This is a genomic window from Collinsella sp. CLA-ER-H2, assembly GCF_040092405.1.
Taxonomy (GTDB): domain Bacteria; phylum Actinomycetota; class Coriobacteriia; order Coriobacteriales; family Coriobacteriaceae; genus Collinsella.
This window is the reverse complement of record NZ_JBBNLO010000018.1, coordinates 1-24,399: the sequence shown is the minus strand read 5'-3', so window position 1 is coordinate 24,399 and position 24,399 is coordinate 1. Positions and strand designations below refer to the sequence as shown.

Below are 24,399 nucleotides of genomic sequence, written 5' to 3'. Positions count from 1 at the left end.
CCTGCATGTCGTTTACCGCTGAGGTGCGTGATGAGCTTGCGCGCTGCGAACCCGAATGTGAATACTGCGACTTGTCGACGCTTGCCGCCCTCACGCGCGTGAGTGGTACGCTCTCGCTTACCGGCTCTGGGCGGTATCGTTTGACGGTTGCGACTGAGACGGGAGCCGTCGCGCGCACGATGATCACGCTGACGCATCGCATCCTTAAGCTCAAAACGGAGTTCACCGTTCGCAAATCTGTCTTGCATAAGGTTCGAAACTATCTCATTACCTTGCCTGATCAGCCCGATTTGGATAAGGCTCTGGTGCTGCTGGGTATCCTCGACCGGAGGGGAGGACTTGTCGCCGGTGTGCCCCGACATATCGTTGCGCGTCCTTGCTGCAGACTTGCCTATATCCGCGGCGCGCTCATCGCGGGCGGCTTCGTGGCCGATCCACGCGGCGACTTTCATTTGGAGATCGCGGTGCAGGGCGAGCAATATGCCAAGGGGCTTTGCGACCTGTTGGAGCAGATTGGGGTCCACGCGCGTGTTAATGCACGGCGGGGGTCTTATGCCGTGTACATTAAGAGCGCCGAGGAAATCGAGCATCTTTTAAAGCTGATTGGTGCCAAGCGCAGCGTTGCCGAGATTGAGGAGGCGCGCGCGGTCAAGTTGGTTAAGAACGATGTGAACCGTCGCGTGAACGCCGAGCTCGCCAACCAGACCAGAAGCGCCGGTGCCGCCCAGCATCAGCTTGCGCTTATCGATGAGCTCGAGCAGCGTGGTCTTCGCGATGCGCTTCCGGATGCCTTGGCGGTCTTTTGCGACCTGCGCGAGCGCTATCCCGATCTGTCACTGCGTGATTTGGGGGAGATGGCTGACCCTCCCTTGTCGAAGTCAGCCCTCTACCATCGAGTTTTGAGGCTTGAAAAGCTCATTGAAGCAAACAGGTAGTTTTAAGTATAAACGTATATACGGATTTAGCTGCTATTTTATTCTTTAAAACGTTTTAACGTAAATTTGATTTTCAATTTCGAGCATTCTCGTGAAATTCAAGTCAAAAAAAAGGTATATTAGGCGAGTGGTTAGTTTGTGGGCCTCAACGGCAGGCGCTGTAGCTTGCGGGGGCCTTACGAAAGGAGACACAATGGCAGTAAAGGTTGCTATTAACGGCTTCGGTCGCATCGGTCGTCTGGCTTTCCGTCAGATGTTCGGTCATGAGGGCTCCGAGATCGTCGCTATCAACGACCTCACCTCTCCCGATATGCTCGCTTACCTGTTGAAGTACGACTCCACGCAGGGCAACTATGCTCGCGATCACGAGGTCGTTGCTGGCGAGGATTCCATCACCGTTGACGGCAAGGAGATCAAGATCTACAAGGAGGCCGACGCCAACAACCTGCCTTGGGGCGACCTCGACGTCGACGTCGTTCTCGAGTGCACCGGCTTCTACACTAGCAAGGCTAAGGCTCAGGCCCACATCAACGCTGGCGCCAAGAAGGTCGTCATCTCCGCTCCGGCCGGCAGCGATCTGCCCACCATCGTGTACAACGTCAACCATGAGACGCTGACCGCTGAGGACAACATCATCTCCGCTGCTTCCTGCACCACCAACTGCCTCGCTCCGATGGCCAAGGGTCTGAACGACTTCGCTCCCATCGTGTCCGGCATCATGACCACCATTCACGCCTGGACCGGCGACCAGATGCCGCTCGACGGCCCGCAGCGCAAGGGCAACAAGCGTCGTAGCCGCGCCTGCGCCGTCAACATCGTCCCCAACACCACCGGTGCTGCCAAGGCTATCGGCCTGGTTCTCCCCGAGCTCAACGGTAAGCTCATCGGTGCTGCCCAGCGCGTCCCGACGCCGACCGGCTCCATCACCAACCTCTACGCTGTCGTTGACAAGAAGGTCACCGTCGACGAGGTCAACGCCGCTATGAAGGCCTACGCTGCCACCATCTCCGAGACCTTCGGTTACAATGAGGACGACATCGTCTCCACCGACATCATCGGCGAGACCCACGGCTCCATCTTCGACGCCACTCAGACCATGTGCTCTGACCTCGGCAACGGCCAGACCCTCGTTCAGGTCACCTCTTGGTACGACAACGAGAACTCCTACACCTCTCAGATGGTCCGCACCATCAAGTACTTCGAGAAGTTCGTTGCTTAATTTAGCTTTTAGCGAATAGCTCGTTGAGCGTCTAAAGAAGGGCGCGGCCTTATAGGGCTTACACCCTAGGGTCGCGCCCTTTTTATAAGAAATCGTCTGCCGTAATGGGAGGCAGACACGTACGAAAGGTAGAAGCAAACATGGCCTTTACCAAGAAGACCGTCCGCGACATCGATGTCGACGGCAAGCGCGTTCTCGTCCGCGTTGACTTTAACGTGCCTATCAAGGATGGCGTCGTTGGCGACACCACCCGTATCAAGGCTGCCCTGCCCACCATCAACTATCTCGTTGAGCACAATGCTCGCGTCATCCTCATGAGCCACCTCGGCCGTCCCGATGGCACCGGCTTCCAGCCCGAGCTGTCCCTCGAGCCCGTCGCCAAGAAGCTCGCTGAGCTTTCTGGTCTCGACGTCGCCTTTGTCGCCGACACCTACGGCGAGAAGGCTGCTGAGGCTGTCGCCGCCGTCGAGCCGGGCAAGGTCCTCGTTCTCGAGAACGTCCGTTTTGACAAGCGTGAGAAGAAGAACGATCCCGAGATCGCCAAGAAGCTCGCTTCCTATGGTGACGTCTTCGTTCTCGATGCCTTCGGTACCGCTCACCGCGCCCAGGGTTCCGTCGTGGGCCCCGCCGCTTACCTGCCCGCCGTCGCTGGCTTCCTGCTCGAGAAGGAGGTCGACACGCTGACCGGCATCTTCGCCGAGCCCGAGCGTCCCTTCGTCGCTATCGTCGGCGGTTCCAAGGTTTCCTCCAAGATCGGTGTTCTCGATCACCTCATCGACTCCGCTGATACCCTGATCATCGGTGGCGGCATGGCCTACACCTTCTTCCTGGCTCAGGGCCTGTCCGTTGGTCAGTCCCTCAAGGAAGAGGACTGGGTCGAGCGCGCTGGCGAGATGCTCAAGAAGGCCGAGGAGAAGGGCGTCAAGATCCTGCTCCCCATCGACAACCGCGTTGCCGATCACTTTGGTGAGGACGCTGTCCCCGAGGTTGTCGCTTCCGACGCTATCCCCGACGATCGTGAGGGCATGGACATCGGCCCCAAGACCGAGGAGCTCTATGCCGAGGCTGTCAAGGGCGCCAAGACCGTGTTCTGGAATGGCCCCATGGGCGTCTTCGAGTTCGACAACTTCGCTCACGGCACCCAGGCTATCGCCGAGGCTGTTGCCGAGGCCGACTGCACCTCGATCATCGGCGGTGGCGACTCTGTCGCAGCTGTCAACAAGTTCAACCTGGCCGACAAGATGAGCTGGATCTCCACCGGCGGTGGCGCTTCCATGGAGCTCGTCGAGGGTAAGGCCCTGCCCGGAGTGGAGGCGCTTCTCGATGCCTAATCGCACCCTTCTTATCGCTGGTAACTGGAAGATGAACAACGACGTCGCCGAGGCTGCGAAGCTCGCCGACGAGCTGGCCCAGGCTCTGCCTGAGGTTCCGGCTGGCGTCGAGGTGCTCGTCTGCCCTCCGACCATCGACATCACCACGGTTCATGACCGCATTCAGGCTGCCCCCATCGCCCTCGGTGCACAGAACGTGTACTGGGAGGCCAAGGGTGCCTTCACCGGTGAGTCCTCTTGCGACATGCTCAAGTCCGCTGGCTGCACCTACTGCATCATCGGTCACTCCGAGCGTCGCGACTACTTCCACGAGACCGACGAGGACCAGAACAAGAAGGCTAAGGCTCTCGTTGCCGCCGGCCTTGTTCCCGTCTTCTGCTGCGGCGAGTCCCTCGAGGTCCGCGAGGCTGGCACCTATGTCGAGCACGTCGTGAACCAGGTCAAGGCTGGCCTTGCTGGTCTTGAGATCACCTGCCCCAAGCAGGTCGTCGTCGCCTACGAGCCCATCTGGGCCATCGGCACCGGCAAGACCGCTACCGCCGAGGACGCTCAGGAGGTCTGCGGTGCTATCCGTGAGACCCTCAAGGAGATGTTCGGCGAGGAGCTCGCTAACGGCATCCGCGTTCTCTATGGTGGCTCTGCCAAGCCCGGCAACATTGCCGAGCTCGTCGCCAAGCCCGACGTTGACGGCGCCCTCGTGGGCGGCGCTTCGCTCAAGGCTGCTGACTTCGCCTCTATGGTCGTCAAGGCAGGCGAGTAGGACATATGGCACATCGTCATCTTCCTGCACTCCTGATCATCATGGATGGTTGCGGCCTTGCTCCGGCCGATGGCGAGAACGCCGTCGCCGCTGCCAAGACGCCCTTCCTTGATAGCCTGTACGAGAAGTACCCCCACACTACGCTCGGCGCTTCGGGCGAGGACGTGGGCCTTCCCGACGGCCAGATGGGCAACTCCGAGGTGGGTCACCTCAACATCGGTGCCGGCCGCATCGTGTTCCAGGAGCTTTCGCGCATCAATAACGCCATCAAGAACGGTTCCATCGCCAAGAACGAGGTTTTCGTCAAGGCTATGGACGACGTCAAGGCTGACGGCAAGACTCTCCACCTCATGGGCCTTATGAGCCCCGGCGGTGTTCATTCTCACATGAACCACGTCGAGGCTCTGGTCAAGATGGCTGCCGAGCACGGTGTCAAGACCGTTCGCGTCCACGCCTTCATGGATGGCCGCGACGTTGACCCGCAGTCCGGTGCCGGCTACATGAGCGAGTTCTGCGCCTTCCTGGCTAAGATCTCCGAGGAGACCGGTTGCGACGCTCGCGTCGCCACCGTTTCGGGCCGCTATTGGGCCATGGACCGCGACAACCGTTGGGAGCGCATCCAGCGTGCCTACGACGTCATGGTCAACGCGTCCGATGTCGATACCGACCCCGTTGCCGGTATCAAGGCCTACTACGAGAAGGATCCGCGCGGCGACGAGTTCGTCGACCCCTTCGCTGCCCACAACGAGGGTATCCACGAGGGCGACGCGGCCATCTTCTTCAACTTCCGTCCCGACCGCGCTCGTCAGATGACCCGCGTGTTCACGGACAAGGAGTTCGACGGCTTTGAGCGCGAGCAGATCAAGCTTTCGCACTTTGTGACGATGACTGAGTACGATCCGACGTTTGACGTCGAGGTCGCCTTCCCCAAGACGTTCCCCGAGAACGTCCTGGCCGACGTTATCGCCGCCAATGGCCTGAAGCAGCTGCACACCGCCGAGACCGAGAAGTACGCCCATGTGACGTTCTTCCTCAACGGCGGCATCGAGGAGCCCAAGGAGGGCGAGGAGCGCGTGCTCGTCGCTTCCCCCAAGGTCGCTACCTACGATCTGCAGCCCGAGATGAGCGCTCCCGAGGTTACCGAGAAGCTCGTCGCCGCCATCAACGAGGATCGCGCTGATTTCTACATCGTGAACTTCGCGAACTGCGACATGGTTGGTCACACCGGTGTCTTCGACGCCGCCGTTAAGGCCGTCGAGGCTGTTGACGATGCCCTGTCCAAGGTTGTCCCGGCGATTCTCGCTAAGGGCGGCTTTGCGCTGATTACCGCCGATCACGGCAACGCCGATCACATGTTTGACGTTGCTTCCGACGGTTCCAAGCATCCGTTTACGGCTCACACCACCAACCGCGTGCCGTTCATCATCGTTGATGAGAAGGCTCAGCTCACCGGTATCGAGGACGGTCGTCTCTCCGATATCGCCCCGACTATGCTCACCATGGCTGGTCTGGAGCCTTCCGCCGAGATGACGGGCCGTGTGCTCGCCACCGAGGCCTAATAGAAAACAAATACCGTTTTCTAGCAAGGGGGTTGTCCACAATTGGACAACCCCCTTTTGGTATTTCTGCCATTTCTACCTCGTTCCCGAGCGGCAGGTAGGGGAGAGCGGGGGATTGTGGTACAGTACTGGAGTTTGAATTGTTCTATTAAGGAGCTTATCTATGGGTCCGTTCCAGATTCTTCTGTTTGTCGTTTGGGCTATCTCTGCCGTGGCGTTGACGATTCTCGTCCTGATGCATTCCGGTAAGGGCACCGGCGTTTCGGATATGATTGCTAGCTCGCTGTATAACTCCAGCTCTGCCACGGGCGTTATGGAGCAGAACCTTGACCGCCTGACCGTCATCATGGCTGTCGTGTTTGCCGTGTGCGTCGTGCTGTGCATGTTCTTCTTCCCGCAGGGCATCGTGGGCTACTAATCACGAGCCGCATAAGTACTTGTAAAGGGTTCCGTAAGTGCGGGACCCTTTTTGTTTACATATTTGTAACAGAGTCAAAATATCACCACATACTGCGCCCAACTAAAGAAATTCTCGACCGTTAACCGGAATTAGCCCCAAATCGTGCATAAAATGCGCTACTGTATTGCAAAACGTTGGTCCGTTGTGCATAACCAGCCATAGCAGCGGGCGGCGTTTTGATGGTTCGGATCGGATTGTCTCGACATATGTCCGACTGAACATTTCTTTGTCCTATCTCATAAGGAGGATGGCATGGCTGATTCTATGTTCCACCAGCCCGTTATGGGTCGTCGCGCCTTTGTTGGCGGCACCCTCGCTGCGAGCTCCATGGCTTTTCTTGCCGCATGCGGCAAGAAGGGCGGCGACACTTCCGGTTCTGAGTCCGGTTCGACGCTGAACTTCTACATCAACAACCCGGTCTGCATCGACCCCTACAATGTCCAGGAGGACCAGGGCACTCAGGTCGAGTACCAGCTCTTTGACGCTCTGACCTCTTATGACGCCGAGAAGGGCGAGATCGTTCCGCTGGCTTGCGAGTCCTTTGAGGCCAACGACGACGCCACCGAGTTCACCTTCAAGATCAAGAAGGCCAAGTTCCACAACGGTGACGACGTTACCTCCAAGTCGTTCAAGCTCGGTTGGGAGCGTCTGGTCAACACCAAGTCGGCCATCGCTACCGAGTATGGCCCGTCCGAGGTTTCCTATCACGTTTCCATGGTCGAGGGCTATGACGATCTGCTTGCCGGTAACGCTACTGAGCTCAGCGGTGTTACCTGTCCCGACGATGAGACCCTCGTCGTCAAGCTGTCTTCCGCTTACGCCGACTTCCCCTTCGTCGCCTCTCACCCGGCTCTGGCCCCGGTTCCCGAGTGCGCCGAGTCCGATGCCAAGAGCTTCTATCTTGCGCCGGTCGGTAACGGCCCGTTCATGATGGACGGCAAGTGGGAGGATGGTCAGGAGATCAACCTCAAGAAGTTCGACGATTACTATGGCGACAAGGCCAAGATCGATGGCATCCACTTCCAGGTCATCAAGGACATGGAGACCGCTTACAAGGAGTTCCAGGCCGGTAACCTCGATGTCTGCGACGTTCCCGTTGCTCAGATCGATGCCGCCAAGAAGGATCGCGGCGTGTCCAAGGACGGCTACACCATGGGTGACGGCGAGCGCATGCTGCTCGGCTCCGAGCCTTCCACCTACTACCTGACCTGCAACAACACGGCCGAGCCGTTCAACAACGCCGACCTGCGCAGGGGCATCTCCCTGGCCATTAACCGTGAGGCCATCTGCAAGACCATCTTCAAGGGTACCCGTACCCCCGCCGACGGCATTGTTCCTCCGGGCATCGATGGCTACAAGGAGGGCGCATGGGAGTTCTGCGCCTACGACGTCGACAAGGCTAACGAGTACCTCGACAAGGTTGCTCCCGCTGACGCCAACGGCGATCGTGGCATTAACGTGCAGCTGTCCTACAACCAGGACGGTGGCCACAAGGAGATCATGGAGTCCATCATCGGTGACCTTGCCAAGGTGGGCGTTAACGCTACTTCCGATACCCCCGAGTGGTCTGCCCTGCTCAAGCAGTATCAGGACTTCGACTATGAGTTCGGTCGTTTGGGCTGGATTGCCGACTACCCGATCATGGACAACTTCCTGTATCCGCTGTTCCACTCCGACTCCCTCGGTGGCGACAACCGCTCCGGTTACAACAACCCCGAGTTCGACGCCAAGGTCAACGAGGCTCGCACCACGGTTGACGACGAAGAGCGCGTCGCTAAGATGCAGGAGGCCGACGCTATGGTCGCTGCCGACTGCCCGGTCATCCCAGTGATGTTCTACACGCACACCATCGTCGGCTCCGATCGCATCAAGCACCTCTATGTCGATCCGCAGAAGCACGCCGAGCTGGGTACCGCTGAGCTCGCCTAAGAGTTTGCAGCTTCCGTGAGGGTCAAGTATTTACGTAGACCTCATGAGAAACATACAGTTCTCCCTAACCTGGGGTAAACTGGCTGATGGTAATTTTGGGATGCCGGTCTGGCGATCGGCATCCCATTTAGGTTAATCCCTAGATAGGGGAGTGGTATGGGTAAGTACATCGTTAAACGTGTGCTTCAGTTCATCCCGGTATTTTTGGGCGTTACGCTGATTCTGTTCGCCCTCCAGAATATCGTGCCGGGAGATCCGATCAAGCTGATCGGTGGAGACAAGGCTCTGTCCCCCGAGGTGGAGCTTCAGCTTCGCGTCCGCTATCACCTGGTCCAGTCGGACGAGGACGGCAACGCGATCCTTGACGAGAACGGCGACCCCGTTCAAACGTCGCTCGTGGACCGTTACTTGTATTACATGAACGGCCTGCTTCATGGCGATCTGGGCAATTCGTATCAGCGCAAGCTGCCGGTTACGGAAATCTTTGCCCAGAAGTATCCGTATACGGTCAAACTTGCCGCGTGCGCCATCGTGCTCGAGGCAATTATGGGTATCGGTGCGGGTATCATTTCGGCGGTAAAGCGTTATTCCTTCTGGGATATTTTGGTAACGCTCACCACGTCGATCCTCGTTGCGGTCCCGGCCTTCTGGCTCGGTATGTTGCTGCAGCTGTTCTTTGGCGTCATCCTCAAGGACGCCACGGGCGGTGCAATCTCCATGCCGATCTCGGGTGCCGGCGGTTCCAGCTCTCAGTATCAGGATTGGATGCACTATGTGCTTCCGACCATTACGCTGGCTTCGGTTTCGACCGCTTACGCTGCGCGCATCATGCGCTCGCAGCTGCTTGACGTCATGAACCAGGATTACATCCGTACGGCAAAGGCCAAGGGTCTCTCCAATCGCGCGATCATCATCAAGCATGCGCTTAAGAATGCACTCATCCCCGTCGTTACCTATATTGGTGTCGACTTTGGCGGCATGCTTTCGGGCGCCATCCTGACCGAGACGGTCTTCAACTGGCCCGGTATCGGCTATGAGGTCTATCGCGCCATTAGCATGCGTGACTGGCCCATCGTTATGGGCGGCGTTACGCTCATCGTCGTCGTCGTCATGGTGATTAACCTGCTCGTCGACATTAGCTATGCATTCCTCGACCCGCGAATCCGCCTTGGCGGTCCGTCGGATAAGGCCTAAGGGAGGTACGTCTCATGCAGGAAACTGATTCTCAGTCTCAGGAGCAGGCTACCGCCACCAAGGCCGCATCTGCTCCCGCCAAGTCCCGCACGCTGTGGGGCGACGCTTTTAAGCGTCTTCGCAAGAACAAGCTTGCCGTTATCGGTGTCTGCTGGATTATCATCGTCGTTGTGGTTGCCCTGACCGCAGATCTGTGGGCTAAGCCCTGGCTCGGTTCGCCGACGGCTTCCGACTCGACCACCATGGCTCAGACGTCGCTGCTGGCTCCGTGTGCCGAGCACCCGTTTGGCACCGACGCCCTAGGTCGTGACATTCTCGTCCGCGTTATCTACGGTGCACGTGTTTCGCTGTCCGTCGGCATTATGGCCACCGCGATCTCCACGCTGATCGGTCTGGTCATGGGTGCTCTGGCGGGTTTCTACGGCGGCATCTGGGATACGATCATCATGCGCTGTGCGGACATCTTCCTGGCGTTCCCGTACGTGCTGTTCGTCGTCGCCATGATCGCCGTTATCGGCCGTGGTCTTCAGAACGTCTTTATCGCCATCGGTATTCTCGGCTGGCCTTCGATTGCGCGCGTCTTCCGCTCTGCAATCTTGACGGTCAAGGAAAACGACTATGTTGACGCTGCGCGAGCGATGGGTGCATCTGACGCTCGTATCGTCGTGCGTCACATCTTCCCGAACTCCGTCGCCTCCATCGTGGTCTACGCGACCATGAACATTGGTGGCGCCATCCTGACCGAGTCCGCTTTGTCCTTCCTCGGCATGGGCGTTATTCCGCCTACGCCTTCGTGGGGCTCCATGATTCAGGACGGTCAGCAGTATCTTCTGACTGCTCCCTGGATGATGATCATGCCCGGTCTGGCAATTCTCTCGACGGTGCTCGCCTTCACCCTGCTGGGTGACGGTCTGCGCGACGCCCTCGACGTCAAGATGAAGGACGCATAAGGATGAAGAAGAACAAGAACTATGTGGACCTGAAGGACCAGCCGGTTCCCGAGGGCCAGCATCTGCTCGAGGTCGATGACCTTAAGATGTATTTCCACACCGAGGATGGCGTTGTTCGCGCTGTCGACGGTGTCTCCTACACGCTCGATCGCGGCGAGACCCTGGGCGTCGTCGGTGAGTCCGGCTCCGGTAAGTCCGTGACCGCCATGACCATCATGGGCCTCATCTCGATGCCTCCGGGAAAGATTGAGGGCGGCGACGTTCGCTATCGTGGTCGTTCTATCCTCGAGATGACCGAGGAAGAGATGCAGCACATTCGCGGTAACGATATCGCGATGATCTTCCAGGATCCTATGACCTCCTTGAACCCGGTCTATAAGATCGGCAAGCAGGTGGGTGAGGGCCTTCGTCTGCACCGTGGCTACTCCAAGCAGGAGGCGCTCAAGCGCGCCACCGAGCTTTTGGACCTCGTTGGCATTCCTGAGCCCGAGAAGCGCGTCAATGAGTATCCCCACCAGTTCTCTGGCGGTATGCGCCAGCGCGTTATGATTGCCATGGCCCTTGCCTGCGATCCCGATATTCTGATTGCCGACGAGCCCACGACGGCTCTGGACGTTACCATTCAGGCTCAGATTATCGAGCTCATGCAGGAGATGCAGGAGAAGAACGGCAACGCCATCATCATGATTACCCATGACCTGGGCGTCGTCGCCGATATGGCCGACAAGATCATGGTTATGTACGCCGGCCGTCCCGTCGAGTTCGGTACTGCTGAGGAAATCTTCTACGAGAGCCGTCACCCCTACACCTGGGGCCTTATCCGCTCCATCCCGGAGCAGGCCATCGAAGAGAAGAAGCCGCTTACGCCGATTCACGGCAACCCGCCTTCGCTCATGAACCTGCCTGAGGGCTGCGTGTTTTCGCCTCGTTGTCCCTATGCGACCGATAAGTGCCGCAAGCAGCGCCCCGAGCGCGTTGTCACCGAGTCTGGTCATTACTCTGCGTGCCACTACTCCGGTGACCCCGAGTTTCTCAAGAACGCTCCTGAGACGTACCGTACGCGCAAGGATTCCAAGAAGGGAGGCGAGGCGTAATGGCAGATACCAACGAGCGTACTCCGTTGCTGAAGGTCGAACACCTCTCTAAGGAGTTCCCCGCAGAGTCCGGCATGTTCGCCAAGCGTTTTTCCAAGCGTGTCGTCTCTGCTGTAAATGACATCTCTTTTGAGATTTATCCTGGCGAGACCTTTGGTCTGGTTGGTGAGTCTGGTTGCGGTAAGTCCACGACGGGTCGCACCATCATGCGCTTGACCAAGCCGACCGCCGGTAAGGTGTTCTTCCAGGGCAAAGATGTTGCCGAGATGAGCAAGCATGAGATCAAGGACATGCGTCGCGAGATGCAGTTTATCTTCCAGGATCCTTATGCTTCGCTGAACCCTCGTATGACCATTGGCGAGATCGTCTCCGAGCCCATGACCATTCACGGCGTGGGCACCAAGGAGGAGCGTATTGAGCGCGTCCGCGAGCTGCTGGACGTCGTCGGTCTGAACCCCGAGCACATCAACCGCTATCCGCACGAGTTCTCCGGCGGTCAGCGTCAGCGTGTCGGCATTGCCCGCGCGTTCGCTCTGAAGCCCAAGCTGATCATCTGCGACGAGCCTGTCTCTGCACTTGACGTTTCCATTCAGGCCCAGGTTTTGAACCTGCTGAAGGAGCTTCAGGATAAGTTCGGTACTGCTTATCTCTTCATTGCTCACGACCTCTCCGTCGTGCAGCACATCTCCGATCGCGTTGCCGTTATGTACCTGGGTAAGATGGTCGAGGTTTCGGACTGGAAGACGCTCTACAGCGAGCCTCACCATCCGTACACGCAGTCGCTGCTGTCTGCCGTGCCGGTGCCCGATCCTGATATCCAGAAGACCCGCAAGCGCATCATCCTCGCCGGCGATCCGCCGTCACCGCTGGATCCGCCGACCGGCTGCCGTTTCCACACGCGCTGCCCGATCGCGCAGGGTATCTGCTCCGAGAAGCTTCCCGAGTTTAAGGAAGTTGCCCCGGGCCACTGCTGTGCCTGCCACTTCGCGGAGCCGTTCCCGATCAAGGAATCGCACATCGACCTGTAGTCGGTTGTTTGTCCGGGCCCGTGCTGGACTTAATTTTCAGAACGTCCTCGACCATGGAAACCCCCTTATCCTGCTCCTTCGGAGCCGCGGATAAGGGGGTTTCCTGGTCTGCGGAATGTTCTGAAAACTAAGTCCAGCGCGGGCCCTGCGGCAACGCGGCAGGGAGGGGTGCGATTCCTTGATCGCTCACTTAATCTAATAGGAAAGTTAGTGAGGCCGGAGCTTTAGCTCCGGCCTCTTTATATAAGGGCTCGGCTTTGCCGAGCCACCAAATTTACATCAGCCCCCAGAACATGTTTGAGAACGGTGCCTGGAGTACGTTCCCCTAGGGCCGGAATGAGGTCGCTTTCCAACGCATTCCGCAGGGGGCGGCATTATTTTGTAGCGCGAAGCGCGGAGCAAAATAATGCCGCATGCCCGAGGACGCGTTGGAAAGCGACCTCATTCCGGCCCGAACAGGTCCGTCTACCAGCGCATTTACAAACTCGTAAACTTTTTTGAAAAAAGTGCTTGCACAGTTCTCGAATCATAGGTTATTATCTTCCTCGTTGAACGCGCGGGTCCAACAAAACGAACCGCAAATCAACAACATAGCATGTCGGAGTGGCGGAATTGGCAGACGCGCTAGCTTGAGGTGCTAGTGACCGCTTTTTGGTCATGCGGGTTCAAGTCCCGCCTCCGACACCATCGCATTTGAGAAGCCTCTTCGGAGGCTTTTTTGTTACCGATAGACGGTGGGGTCCACGATGGAAACGCTTGAACGCAACGAGTGGGCAGACGTTGCCCAACTAGTCGAGATCACGAGCGATGCTGTCATCATCTGCGAGCTCGACGGAACCATTCTGCATGTGAATAATCGCTTACTTGGTTTGATGTGCGAGGAACGCGCCGACGTCATCGGTGGAGATGTTAAAGACGTCCTGTACTCGTCCGCTTTTGAACGTGCGACGGAACATCGTCTGCCATTTGAAACTGATGGCTCCGAGAACGAACTGATGCTCAAGCTGAGTGACGGCTCCTTTATCCCCGTCTTGGTTCGTGCGGGCTCCGTAACGCCTCCACGCATCTTTGGGCGCCGCGCGCCACGTGTCTTGGTGGCGCTCCATAGCATCGAAGAACAGTATTCGCACGACCGACAGCTCAAACGTGCGCTATCGGAGCTTAGGGTGGCGAATAAACGCCTTTCGGGCACCCTTTCGGTCATTATGAGTACCGTGGGCTCCGATGAGCTCCCCAGCTTGCTCGATACCGTTTTGAATCAGCTCGTTGGAACGCTCGATGCCTCCGGTGCGGCTATCTATTTTTCCGAGAGCGGCGGCTTTAAGCTCCGCGGTGTTTCTAAGGAGCTTGAGGACAGCTATCTGCCCGAGTTTATGCCGTACGGCGCGGGCATTCCGACCTACGTGCTTCGCGAGTCGCGTGCCTGTCGCCTATCGATTCAGCAGGACCTTGAGGGCGACCGGGTTGCTTCGGGCATGTTCATGGATTTGGACAATCGTTCCAAGCATTTGCTGCGCGTGCAGGATATGCCCCCGTATCGCAGCGAGATCTGTCTTCCCGTGTTTTACGGCACGCAGGTCCTTGGTGTGTTGGAGGTGGGCTGGAAGCGTCCGCAGGCTCCGCTTGCCTATGACGTGAACGTGCTCGAGGTTATTTGCGACTACCTGTCCATCCAGCTTGTAGGCATGGCGTCGAGCTTACGTTCGCGCCGCACGGCGGAGCTCGGCCGCTCACTCAATTTGCTGCGCGACGAACTGTTTACCTATCTCGATGATCCCGTTGCCGCTTCGCGAGCGGTGTCGACGGAAATCTGCACGGTGCTCAATTGTCATTTCTGCCCCGTGGAATATGACGCGAGTCTTGACACCTATGTCATCGATTTTGAGGGCGGCAGTCGCGTGGCGTTGCCGGGAGACCCTGAGTCGCTCTTCTTTTCCACCACCGCACCGGCTGCGCGTTTGGGGGTTGCTTCCGATGGTTTTGGGCAGTCGGTGCTGGGCGGTGCGAGTGCTGATGATCTTAAGCATGTGCGCTTGACCCGCGTCGACGAATCGATGCCTATGGGCGGATGGTTGAGGGCTCATGGCCTGCCGTGCCAGGGCCTCTATGTCGATTCCGGCTTCGAGGCGGGACGCGTTCGCTCGGAGGGCGGCGGTCAGCGGAACAACGATGCAATCGTTCCCGACGACGTTGCCAAGGGGCCGACGAGGCGCGCTTTGCTGCTCCGTGATGGCAGCCAAGAACCAATTGACGACCTTGAATACGACTACCTGGTGCATCTGGCGCATGACTTTGAGCTGATCTATGAAGGCGAATCTCAAAAGCGCGAGGAGCGTCATATCGCTCAGACGCTTCAGATTGGCATGAGAAATTCGCTTGGTGACGTTCCGGGCATTGCAACCGATTCGGTATACCTATCGGCAACGAATTCTGCGTTGGTCGGCGGTGACTTCTATACGCTTGTCCGACTTCCCGACGATTGCGCCGTTATGATTTTGGGCGATGTATCCGGCAAGGGAATCGAGGCGGCGTCGATGTCGGCTCTCGTCAAGACAGCGCTGACGGCCTATGCCTGGGAAGGCGCGGGCCCTGCTCGCATGGCACGTTCCCTCAACAGCATGCTTATGGGGTTCTCGAGGGTCGAGACGTTCGTGACGGCGTTTATCGCCAAAATCGATCTTAAGGCGGGTCGCGCTACTTATTGTTCGGCAGGCCATCCTCCCACCATGGTCATCAGGCCCGAGTCGATGCCGCTTGGCGGCGACGAGGCTCGTGGGGGAGAGGTCGAGCTCCTTGGATGCCAGTCGGGCGTGATCGGCGCATTCGAAAGCATGGTGTACGAGACGGGCACCTTTACGTTCGCTCCTGGTGACATGCTCTTTATGTACACCGATGGAACGATTGAGGCGCGCGACCGTACGGGGGCGTTCTTTGGCGAACAACGTTTACGCGACCTTTTGCTATCGGTTTCGGGCGAGGGCGTATCGGGTATCTGTGGCAAGGTCTTGCGAGAACTCGATCGCTTTACCGAGTCGGCGCTGGACGACGATATCGCACTGGTGTCCCTTGAGTTTTTGCGCGGCAGGTCCTAAACAGCGGCGCTGGGCGGGCCGAATCCGCGCGGTTGCGGAAACGCATGCATCGAATAAGCTCTTTTGGGGAACCATGGTCGTATGAATGAGTGGAATGACATAGCGGTTTTGACGCCACCGGGCGATATCGACATCGCCTCGGTGTCCGCGCTGCGCCGACGGTTAGATGCTTTGATCGACCGCGGCGTGCGTCGCGTCGTCATAAATTGTCAAACGGTTGGTTTTATCGACTCGACAGGTTTGGCGTTCCTGCTTACGCGTGCCCGTGAGCTCATGAGGCGAGAGGGCCTGCTTTCGCTTGTCAATGCGTCCGACGAGGTCGTTCGCTTTTTGGAGATCGCCCGGCTCGTCGATATTCTTCATGTTGCGGGCCCGGCGCGGGAGTCGATCCCCGCCATTCCGGTAGGGGAGCTGCCGCGCTGGAGCAAGAGCGTCGAGGTACGTCAGGGTATCGAGAATCTCCCATACTATCGGCATCGCATTGCCGAGCTTCTTGAGTCGCTTCCGTTGCGCCGCGACGAGCGCTACGACGTCGCATTGGCATCGGGCGAGGCGCTGGGCAACGCGTATGACCATGCGGGCGGCATCGGGTGCATCCTGACGGTTCAGGCCTATGGCGATCGAGTGGTGATTGAGGTCGTTGACCGCGGGGCGGGCTATTCGATCGACGGCTTGAGCGAGCCGGTTTCGACTGAGGAGCGTGGGCGTGGCATCAAACTCATGCGCATGCTGGTCGACAACGTGGAGGTTGCTCGACGCACGGACGGCGCCGGCACGCGTGTTCGGATGGTGAAGCTGTTTAGCGGAGCATTGGAATCGTGTGCCTAGTGCATCGTTTTGGCATGTTTACCTGTCAAGAGCATGTGCTGAACAACTTTTTTGAAAAAAGTACTTGCGTCTTTTGGGCAACTCGCGTAAATTAATAACCCGCAAGCGGACATGGCTCAGTTGGTAGAGCACAACCTTGCCAAGGTTGGGGTCGCGGGTTCGAGCCCCGTTGTCCGCTCCATTGCATTTTCGGACCGTCTCAAGCGGTCCTTTTTCGGCGAAGTGGCCAAGTGGTAAGGCAGAGGCCTGCAAAGCCTTTACCCCCGGTTCGAATCCGGGCTTCGCCTCCAGGCAACATCCGGGCGCTCCGGCGCCCGTTTTGTTTTACATATGCGGACATGGCTCAGTTGGTAGAGCACAACCTTGCCAAGGTTGGGGTCGCGGGTTCGAGCCCCGTTGTCCGCTCCAAACGCAACGGCCCGACTACCAAGGTAGCCGGGCTTTTTCGTACCCATTGCATGGGCTCGAACCCGAGAGGGAGCGAGCGTTAAGCAAACGCGGAGCGTTTGTAGCGAGCTGGCGAGGGCGCCGGCAGGCGGCCGAAGCCGGTGCGTATTTGCGAAGCAAATGCGCAGATGCCCCGTTGTCCGCTCCAACTATGTTACGCGGTTCTAACGAACCGCGTTTTTTGTTGACGCTGCGCGAGCCCCGGGCACCCCATCTTGCCCCTCAATCGTCGGTCGCGTACATAAAGTACGTTTCCCTCCTCTTTCGCGGCAACCTGGGGCGCCCGGAGCCCGCTCGCTTTCGTGGCCAGGGAAGCGGGCCTTCCGTTCTTTTCACCTATTTTTTCAATCCGCCCCTTGGGCTCGAACCCGAGAGGGGGCGAGCTTTTTTTGGAGCGTGGGTGGGGCGTTGTTTGTCGCGAATGTCTGCCTTGGGCGTATCATCGTGGGCGTCTCGCAAAACCTCGTTGCAAGGGAGATGCGCCCCATGGCTACAGAAAAAACCTCTTCGCGCTCATGGATGTCCGATGCCGCGATCTATCAGATTTACCCGCGCTCGTTTAAGGATTCGACCGGTTCGGGTCTGGGCGATATCGCGGGCATTACCCAGCAGATGGATTACCTTGAGCGGCTGGGCATCGAGGCCATATGGCTGAGCCCGTTCTACCCATCGCCGCTTGTCGACGGCGGCTATGATGTGGCGGACTACTGCGATGTCGACCCGCGTCTTGGCTCGCTTGACGACTTCGATGACATGGTCGCTGCTGCACACGAGCGCGACATCAAGGTCATCGTCGACATCGTGCCCAACCACTCATCCGATCAGCACCCTTGGTTTAGAGCCGCTCTTGCCGCCGGCCCCGGATCGCCCGAGCGTGCCCGGTATATCTTCCGCGATGGTCGCGGCGAACATGGCGAGCTGCCTCCCACCAATTGGAATGCTAACTTTGGCGGCCCCGCCTGGACGCGTGTTGAGGACGGTCAGTGGTATCTGCATATGTTTACGCCCGAGCAGCCCGACTTTGACTGGTCATGCCCCGAGGTTCACGCGTTCTTCTGCGACGTCCTTGCGTTTTGGAGCGATCGGGGCGTCGATGGCTTCCGTATCGATGTAGCTCACGGCCTCGCCAAGGACCTCGACCGCGATGATCTCGACCGGTGGCATCTCGCCGAGGGCGATGACATGGTTGACGACGGCACCCATCCGCTGTGGGACCGCGACGAGGTTCACGAGATCTATCGCGAGTGGCGCCGCGTGTTCGACCGTTATGATCCGCCGCGCAGTGCCGTTGCCGAGGCGTGGGTGCTGCCCGAGCGTCAGTATCTCTACGCGCGCCCCAGTGAGCTCGGCCAGACGTTCAACTTTGAGTTCGCCAAGGCCACTTGGACCTATGACGACATGCACGCCGCAATCGAGGAGGGCCTAAAGGCGGCAGTCGAATCCGATTCCGCTTCGACCTGGGTGCTTTCCAACCATGACGTGCCGCGCGTGGCGACGCGCTATGCCCTGCCGCAGATCAAGGCGACGCGCTACCACCAGATTGCACTCGACTGGCTCTTGCGCGACGGGTCGTCTTATGACGAGAACCGTGAGCTTGGCGAGCGCCGCGCACGGGCGGCCCTTTTGCTTGAGCTGGCGCTTCCGGGGTCGGCATACGTGTACCAGGGTGAGGAGCTTGGCCTTTTTGAGGTGGCGGATATCCCGTGGGCCGCGCTCGAAGATCCCAATGCGACCAATACGCACGGATCGAAACGCGAGAAGGGGCGCGACGGCTGCCGAGTTCCCCTGCCGTGGGTGTCGGCGGACGATCCCGCGCAGGGCGGATCGTTCGGGTTTTCGCCGGCAGGCGCCGATGCGGCACCTCATCTGCCGCAGCCTGCGTGGTTTTCCGGCTACGCTGTCGATAGGGAAGAGGCGGACCCGGCATCGATGCTTGCACTCTATCGTGACGCCCTTAGGCTGCGGCGCAAGTTGCGCGGGTGTGCCAACGATCTCGCATGGCTCGATCTTGACGGACACACCGGTCTTGCGGATGGTGCCGAGGGTGCCGAGGGCGGCGTCATCGCCTATCGCCGTGACAATGGCTGGGCATGCGTGACGAATTTCGGCGCAGCGCCCGTGGAACTGCCGGCGGGCAAGGTCCTGCTCACTTCATCGCCGCTCGCAGACGGTAAGCTCGCACAGGACAGCTCTGCCTGGATTTTGCTCGGCGAGATGTAGAGGGTACCTCATGTGAGTCTGCGTTTGTCCGCGCCTTTCGTGGCGACTGATGCCTTCGCGAGGGCACCGCAAAACTTTTCAAAAAAAGTTCTTGCATAGGATGCGGGCATCACGTAAGATTAATCCTCGTAAGCGGACATGGCTCAGTTGGTAGAGCACAACCTTGCCAAGGTTGGGGTCGCGGGTTCGAGCCCCGTTGTCCGCTCCATTTGGGCGTTTAGCTCAGGGGGAGAGCGCTTCCCTGACACGGAAGAGGTCAGAAGTTCAAATCTTCTAACGCCCACCAAATGTTCGCAGCTCAGAGGCTATGTCTCTGGGCTGTTTTTGTATCTGTCCAACTGATGTCCAAACAGCTGTCCAAATTCGGCGGGATTCACCGGACGATATGGAATGTCAAGTTATGCATGGACTTGAGTATCGGCACCTTGAGGTGCCGATATAATGCCACCAATATTCCATAATCATCTAACCATTATTCGGTTCATGTGATTCGGGAGCCGGACTCTTCAGTTTCTGGTCGTAGGGTAGAATTGTTTGCATGATGGATGATGCTAAGAAACTCACAGCTTGGGGTATGGATGACGGCGTGCATGATGCGCTATCCCTTAAGCCCATAACGACTCCTGAGCAGCAGATCGATCTGCTCAAGGGCAAGGGCGTCACGTTTGAGCGCTGTGCGGAGGAGCGCGCGCTCGATATCCTTTCGAGTGCTGAGACCTACCTACACCTCTCCGCCTACCGGGTGCTTTTCCAGCGCCATGAGGACGGCTTCGACGCTGGGAAGTTCGTGAGCCTCGACTTCGGGGACCTCTTGGACGTGAGTTCTCTTGACGACGTCCTACGCGAGACGTTTCGCCTCATGGCGAAAGACGTCGAGCGCGCGGTCAGGGCATGGCTCGTGTCCGAGGCCGCCGGGCGCGGGGAGGACGGCTATGGCGTCGTCGCCGACTTCGTGTCCTCCCTGCCGCGCGGCTTTCGCGAGGGGCTGAGACGCGACCTCGTATCGCGGTCCCAGGCGGACGAGTACGCTGGGTCGCTGATCGACCACTACCGGGATGCCATGCCCGTATGGGTGCTGTTGGAAGTGGCACCGTTCGGGACGCTGCTCGCCTTTTACCTCTTCTGCGTTGAGCGCTGGGAGGAGGTGGGTAGGCGGGAGATTCACTACGCTCTCAAGGACGTGAAGGCCGTCCGCAACTGCGCGAGCCATGCGGGCTGCCTATGCAACGGCTTCGTGCCCGAGCGCGAGACGAGGCACGCAACCTCGGGAGTCGCGCTCGAGTGGCTGAACGCCCACGGCATCCGCAACAGCAAGGGCCGTCGAGCCAGACTGCGCAACCGTCGCACGCAACAGCTCGTGACCACCGTGGCGCTGCATGACATGCTTGTGGGCAAGCGCGCCGCCCCGGCAGCGCTTGACGCGGTCGCTGGCCTCCGTCCCCTAATGGACGACGCGATCGCGCGCTATGGGACGCAGAACCCCCTCGTGTCCCACCTTGCGTTTCTTGCGAGGGTTCTTGACGTGGCACGAGGCTGATGCCATGATGTACGCAGATGCAAAAACCTTTGAGGTTTTGTAAGGGCCGGTCCTCTCGGGGACTGGCCCTAGTTGTTTATGGGGCCTGAATTGATGCTGGATGCCATACGGTGACAAGGAGAACAACCGGTGGGTGATGTGATGAACGGCGAGGAGCTCAACGGTGTAGTCGCGTCAGTCAGGAAACTCTCCCATTCTGACCTTCCTGCACTGCTCTCCCTCTGCCTCGGCAACCCGCAATACTACGCATTCCTCGACGAGGAGCCGACGCTGGACGCGCTCGCCGCCGAGATGGTCGAGCTGCCTCCCGGCTGCTCCCCAGATCAAAAGTCCTATCTTGGCTTCTTCGATGCCGGCGGGAATCTCATCGCCGTACTCGGCCTCGTCCGGGGCTATCCAGCGGAGGGGTGTGCCTTCATCGGGTTCTTCATGGTCGACGCCTCTCGGCAGGGGACAGGTGTCGGGAGCCTGCTCATCTCACAGTTGCTCAACCGCCTCCGCTGCGAGGGCGTTTCTCGTGTGCGCCTCGCCTACGTCGAGGGGAACGAGCAGTCCCGCCGCTTCTGGGAGAAGTGCGGCTTCGTCGAGGTGGATGCACCAATTGGCCAAGGTGAATATAGGGTCGTACCTATGGAGTACCGGCTGACGTAGCCTATGTGACCTGAGTTCTCTGCATATGAGGCACGAAGCTCAGCGAAGAATCGGGACGAAAGAACTGGAGATCAAAGGCGCGATCGGACACCTTCTCAGCCTGCCACGGTGGTGACGGAGGCTGCCATGAGGAAGGTGCTGCGAGCGCCTATGACAGGAGAATCTTCTCGATAGATGTTGACGCCTGATACCTAGCGTCGTATAGTGTGTGTAGCACAGTATACGACGAAGGAAGGTGTGCGGATGGAGGCCCAGATGAAGCGCGGTTTCCTGGAGGCCTGCGTGCTCGCGGCCGTCTCCGGCGAGGAGTCCTACGGCTACCAGATCGTGAAGGACGTGCCGGCGAGCATGGGGCTCACGGAGTCGACGCTCTACCCGCTGCTCAAGCGCCTGGAGAAGGCCGGATACATCACGGCGCGCTCCGCCGAGCACAACGGGCGGCTGCGCCGGTACTACCGCATCACGGACGCCGGGCGTGCGCGCATCGAGGAGTTCCTGGCCGAGTGGCCGTCCGTACGGGAGATCTACACATATGTTGAGGAGGCGCACTATGACGCGCGATGAGTTCCTGGGCCGGCTGGGCGAGCTGCTCGCCTGCCTGCCGGCCGAGCAGGTGGAGGAGACCAAGGCGTTCTACGCGGAGGCCATTGCCGACCGCATGGAGGACGGCATGAGCGAGGAGGAGGCCGTGGCCGCCATGGGCACCCCCGGCGAGGTTGCCGAGGCCACGCTCGACGACTTGCCCGCCGTGCCGCGCGCGATCGCGAGGACGCGCCGGCGCAGCACCGCGCTGCTGTGGGTGCTCGCCATCGTGGGGTCGCCGGTGTGGGCGCCGCTGCTCGTCGCCTTCGCCGCCGTGGCTCTCAGCGTCTACGTCTGCATCTGGGTGCTGGCATTCTGCGTGTGGGTCATCGCCGTGGCGCTCGGCGCCGTGGGCGCGGCGGCGCTCGCGCTCGCGGCGGCGGGCGTGACCGTCGGCCACGTGCCCTATGTGCTCGCGATGCTGGGCTGCGGCCTTGCCTTTATCGGGGCGGCACTCCTCGTGGGCGCGGGGGCCTGGGCGGCCTCCAAGCAGATTGCGCGCCTCTCGGCGCTCTGGGCGAGGAAGGCCGCCTCGCCCTTCTGGAAGGTCAAGGGCGAGAAGGACGACACTGCCGCGCACCTCGCGGCGTAGAAAGGAGCGAGTACCATGACCAGCGCGAAGAAGATCTACCTCGCCGTGGCGGGCGGGCTCGTTGCCGCGGGCGTCGTCCTCGCGGGCATCGGCTTTATCGCCTCGGGCTTCGACCCGGCCGTATTCACGACCCAAATCGACATGCGCGACGACACCGTCGTCCTCGGCGGCGTCGAGGTGGGCGACCCCGAGGGCATCCCGTTCATCGGCCAGCTCGCAGATTTGGGCGAGGTCGACACTTCCGGCACCACCGCGTCCGAGTCCCCTGCTGCCCCGGGGGCACCCACCGCTCCCTAGGCATAGCGCGCCCGGACGCCCCGTCCGTCGGGCTGTTCAAGCCTGTGGAACCCGAACCTCAACCTCAACCCAACCGGCCTCAAGCCTGCGTCGATTCGCTCCCCGCCCTACGCGGGGCCCGTGACGCATACCCAAAATCCGTCCGAGGAGAAAGGAACGCAATGACGACAGCCATGCCCCTCCGCCTTTACGGGGTCCCGGTGGACGTATAGACGTTGAGGGTCATGGCCGCATTTGCGTGACCGAGAAGATAGGAGACGGTCTTCACGTTCACCCCTTGGGAGATAAGGCGCGTGGCGAACGTGTCGCGGAGGTCGTGGAACGTGGCTCGCTTTCCGGCAACCCCGATGAGGTTCATCGCCTTGGCGAGCGACGTGAAGTCTTTCGTGATGCGGTCGGGCGTGTAGAACGAATCTCCGTCTCCGAGGACATAGCGGTCCTCTCGCGCGCTTACCCCGAGAGAGCTCCTGAGGGAGCGCAGAGTATCGGCGAGCCCCTTCTCGAGGACGGCCTCCCGTTCGCCCGCCTCGGTCTTCGTGCCCTTGAGATAGGGCCTGCCATTCGACACCCCGACGGCGCGACCGACTCTGATTCTGTTGGCGACGAGGTCAACGTCGCCCCACCTGAGGCCAGCGACCTCCTCCCTTCTGAGCCCGGCGAGCAGCCCGAGGCGCGCCGCAACGCTCTGCTTGGTCGTGGGGGACGCGTCCAGGACGGATAAAAGCATCGAACGGCTCCTCTCGTCGAGCGCGTTCGGACGAGGCTTCCGACGCTTCGGCGGCTTGGTCGCCTTGTTGAAGGGGCTGCGATGGATATGGCCCATCTCGCAGGCGTAGTCCATAACCTGCTTGAAGAAGCGATGGTCCTTTGCAACGGTGTCGACGACGAGGCCGTCCGCGAGCGGGGCCACCTGCACGTCCATGACGTTCTCCGGCGCTATCTCTTCGATTGAGTAACCCTCGAGATAGCGTGCGAGATGCTTGATGGAACTGCGGTAGTTGGTTGCGGTGCTCGCCTCTATCTGCTGGGAGCGCTCGAGCTCGTCAGCGTAATCCAACATGTACGCAATGAGCTCGCAACTTGAGGCGCCGTCGCCGTCCTGCTCGATCAGCTCCCTTCTGATGTCCTCCATGATGAGGGTCGCGGCTCGGCGAGAGGTCGCTTCGAACGATCTGGTTACGATGCTCGAGCCGTTTCTGTCGGTCCGGCAGAAGCGTGCCTGCCAGTGCCCCTTGCTTCGCTCGCGCAGGCTTCCTTTCGAGTAAGTTGCCACTGAGACCAGCTTCCGAATGTCTGTCCAAATGAATGATGTCTGCTGTCCAAACGCTGTCCAAAATAGGTTTGGACTCACCGTAACGGACGGCCTGTCTGGAATCATAGGGAATCAGAAAAGCCGAGATAGACGGACCAATCGGACGCTCTGGATGCATGAAGTGTGAAGATTGACTCACTGGGAAACGCCTGTTGGCGGAGCGGCAGGGCGCTGACACGGAAGAGGTCAGAAGTTCAAATCTTCTAACGCCCACCAAATGTTCGCAGCCTAGAGGCTTTGCCTCTAGGCTGTTTTGTTTAAAGGCTTTAGCCTGTGCGGGGCGCGCAGCGCGCCGCATCAGAAACCACCCGCTATGCGGGTGGGGACAACCGGCTTTACAAAGCCGCCCCCTCGCCGGACACTTGCGATTGTTCAGGCCGCA

At 59.5% G+C, this 24,399-nt stretch carries 20 protein-coding genes and 6 tRNA genes; 25 read left to right on the top strand and 1 reads right to left on the bottom strand.

What is annotated here, in order from left to right; translation table 11 throughout:
* Positions 1–5 precede the first annotated feature (5 nt).
* The 25 genes from whiA to AAAX59_RS06375 all read left to right on the top strand — a co-directional run bounded on the left by whiA (position 6) and on the right by AAAX59_RS06375 (position 22,705).
* Positions 6–935, top strand: coding sequence for a DNA-binding protein WhiA (gene whiA / locus AAAX59_RS06495; RefSeq protein WP_117800625.1), 930 nt, complete (start codon positions 6–8; stop codon positions 933–935).
* Positions 936–1,128: 193 nt separating this feature from the next.
* Positions 1,129–2,154 carry a type I glyceraldehyde-3-phosphate dehydrogenase gene (gap, locus tag AAAX59_RS06490; RefSeq protein WP_022094880.1) on the top strand — a complete coding sequence of 342 codons (1,026 nt, stop codon included), beginning with the start codon at positions 1,129–1,131 and terminating at the stop codon, positions 2,152–2,154.
* 140 nt (positions 2,155–2,294) lie between these two features.
* Positions 2,295–3,485 (top strand): phosphoglycerate kinase, encoded by a 1,191-nt coding sequence (locus AAAX59_RS06485; RefSeq protein ID WP_022094881.1) that lies wholly within the window; start codon positions 2,295–2,297, stop codon positions 3,483–3,485.
* Entirely contained in the window at positions 3,478–4,245 is a 768-nt protein-coding gene (tpiA, locus tag AAAX59_RS06480) for a triose-phosphate isomerase (protein WP_022094882.1), read from the top strand. Before AAAX59_RS06485 ends, tpiA begins: the two co-directional genes overlap by 8 nt.
* A 5-nt stretch (positions 4,246–4,250) precedes the next feature.
* Entirely contained in the window at positions 4,251–5,804 is a 1,554-nt protein-coding gene (gpmI, locus tag AAAX59_RS06475) for a 2,3-bisphosphoglycerate-independent phosphoglycerate mutase (RefSeq protein ID WP_349071177.1), read from the top strand.
* A 163-nt stretch (positions 5,805–5,967) separates the two neighbouring features.
* On the top strand, positions 5,968–6,222 hold the full coding sequence (gene secG / locus AAAX59_RS06470; protein WP_117776111.1) for a preprotein translocase subunit SecG: 255 nt from the start codon (positions 5,968–5,970) through the stop codon (positions 6,220–6,222).
* A gap of 294 nt (positions 6,223–6,516) precedes the next feature.
* Complete coding sequence (locus AAAX59_RS06465) at positions 6,517–8,193, top strand: ABC transporter substrate-binding protein (RefSeq protein ID WP_349071176.1); 1,677 nt, start codon at positions 6,517–6,519, stop codon at positions 8,191–8,193.
* 156 nt (positions 8,194–8,349) lie between these two features.
* Positions 8,350–9,387, top strand: coding sequence for an ABC transporter permease (locus AAAX59_RS06460; RefSeq protein ID WP_346963936.1), 1,038 nt, complete (start codon positions 8,350–8,352; stop codon positions 9,385–9,387).
* A 14-nt stretch (positions 9,388–9,401) separates the two neighbouring features.
* The gene (locus tag AAAX59_RS06455) at positions 9,402–10,337 is read left to right on the top strand and encodes an ABC transporter permease (RefSeq protein ID WP_022094886.1); all 936 of its coding nucleotides are present in this window, start codon (positions 9,402–9,404) and stop codon (positions 10,335–10,337) included.
* 2 nt (positions 10,338–10,339) lie between these two features.
* Positions 10,340–11,431, top strand: a complete 1,092-nt coding sequence (locus tag AAAX59_RS06450; RefSeq protein WP_349071174.1) for an ABC transporter ATP-binding protein — start codon at positions 10,340–10,342, stop codon at positions 11,429–11,431.
* Positions 11,431–12,459 (top strand): dipeptide ABC transporter ATP-binding protein, encoded by a 1,029-nt coding sequence (locus tag AAAX59_RS06445; protein ID WP_022094888.1) that lies wholly within the window; start codon positions 11,431–11,433, stop codon positions 12,457–12,459. The genes AAAX59_RS06450 and AAAX59_RS06445 overlap by 1 nt, the downstream gene beginning before the upstream one ends.
* A 597-nt stretch (positions 12,460–13,056) precedes the next feature.
* Positions 13,057–13,146, top strand: a tRNA-Leu gene (locus tag AAAX59_RS06440).
* A gap of 59 nt (positions 13,147–13,205) precedes the next feature.
* Entirely contained in the window at positions 13,206–15,551 is a 2,346-nt protein-coding gene (locus AAAX59_RS06435; RefSeq protein WP_349071173.1) for a SpoIIE family protein phosphatase, read from the top strand.
* A gap of 81 nt (positions 15,552–15,632) precedes the next feature.
* Positions 15,633–16,379: an anti-sigma factor antagonist gene (locus AAAX59_RS06430; RefSeq protein ID WP_349071172.1), complete on the top strand. Its 747-nt coding sequence runs from the start codon at positions 15,633–15,635 to the stop codon at positions 16,377–16,379.
* A 105-nt stretch (positions 16,380–16,484) separates the two neighbouring features.
* Positions 16,485–16,560: transfer RNA gene (locus AAAX59_RS06425), tRNA-Gly, on the top strand.
* A 35-nt stretch (positions 16,561–16,595) separates the two neighbouring features.
* Positions 16,596–16,669 (top strand) — tRNA-Cys (locus AAAX59_RS06420).
* A 42-nt stretch (positions 16,670–16,711) separates the two neighbouring features.
* A tRNA-Gly gene (locus AAAX59_RS06415) sits at positions 16,712–16,787 on the top strand.
* A gap of 525 nt (positions 16,788–17,312) precedes the next feature.
* Positions 17,313–19,046 carry a glycoside hydrolase family 13 protein gene (locus AAAX59_RS06410; protein WP_349071171.1) on the top strand — a complete coding sequence of 578 codons (1,734 nt, stop codon included), beginning with the start codon at positions 17,313–17,315 and terminating at the stop codon, positions 19,044–19,046.
* A 132-nt stretch (positions 19,047–19,178) separates the two neighbouring features.
* Positions 19,179–19,254: transfer RNA gene (locus tag AAAX59_RS06405), tRNA-Gly, on the top strand.
* A gap of 3 nt (positions 19,255–19,257) precedes the next feature.
* Positions 19,258–19,332: transfer RNA gene (locus tag AAAX59_RS06400), tRNA-Val, on the top strand.
* A gap of 252 nt (positions 19,333–19,584) precedes the next feature.
* Positions 19,585–20,583, top strand: coding sequence for an Abi family protein (locus tag AAAX59_RS06395; protein ID WP_349071170.1), 999 nt, complete (start codon positions 19,585–19,587; stop codon positions 20,581–20,583).
* Positions 20,584–20,712: 129 nt separating this feature from the next.
* Positions 20,713–21,234 carry a GNAT family N-acetyltransferase gene (locus AAAX59_RS06390; protein ID WP_349071169.1) on the top strand — a complete coding sequence of 174 codons (522 nt, stop codon included), beginning with the start codon at positions 20,713–20,715 and terminating at the stop codon, positions 21,232–21,234.
* A gap of 243 nt (positions 21,235–21,477) precedes the next feature.
* Positions 21,478–21,798, top strand: coding sequence for a PadR family transcriptional regulator (locus AAAX59_RS06385; RefSeq protein ID WP_349071198.1), 321 nt, complete (start codon positions 21,478–21,480; stop codon positions 21,796–21,798).
* On the top strand, positions 21,785–22,408 hold the full coding sequence (locus AAAX59_RS06380) for a DUF1700 domain-containing protein (protein ID WP_349071168.1): 624 nt from the start codon (positions 21,785–21,787) through the stop codon (positions 22,406–22,408). The genes AAAX59_RS06385 and AAAX59_RS06380 overlap by 14 nt, the downstream gene beginning before the upstream one ends.
* Positions 22,409–22,423: 15 nt before the next feature.
* Positions 22,424–22,705: a hypothetical protein gene (locus AAAX59_RS06375; protein ID WP_349071167.1), complete on the top strand. Its 282-nt coding sequence runs from the start codon at positions 22,424–22,426 to the stop codon at positions 22,703–22,705.
* A 187-nt stretch (positions 22,706–22,892) separates the two neighbouring features.
* Here AAAX59_RS06375 and AAAX59_RS06370 read toward each other — a convergent pair whose 3' ends face one another.
* Positions 22,893–23,837: a tyrosine-type recombinase/integrase gene (locus AAAX59_RS06370; protein ID WP_349071166.1), complete on the bottom strand. Its 945-nt coding sequence runs from the start codon at positions 23,835–23,837 to the stop codon at positions 22,893–22,895.
* Between the last annotated feature and the right edge of the window lie 562 nt (positions 23,838–24,399).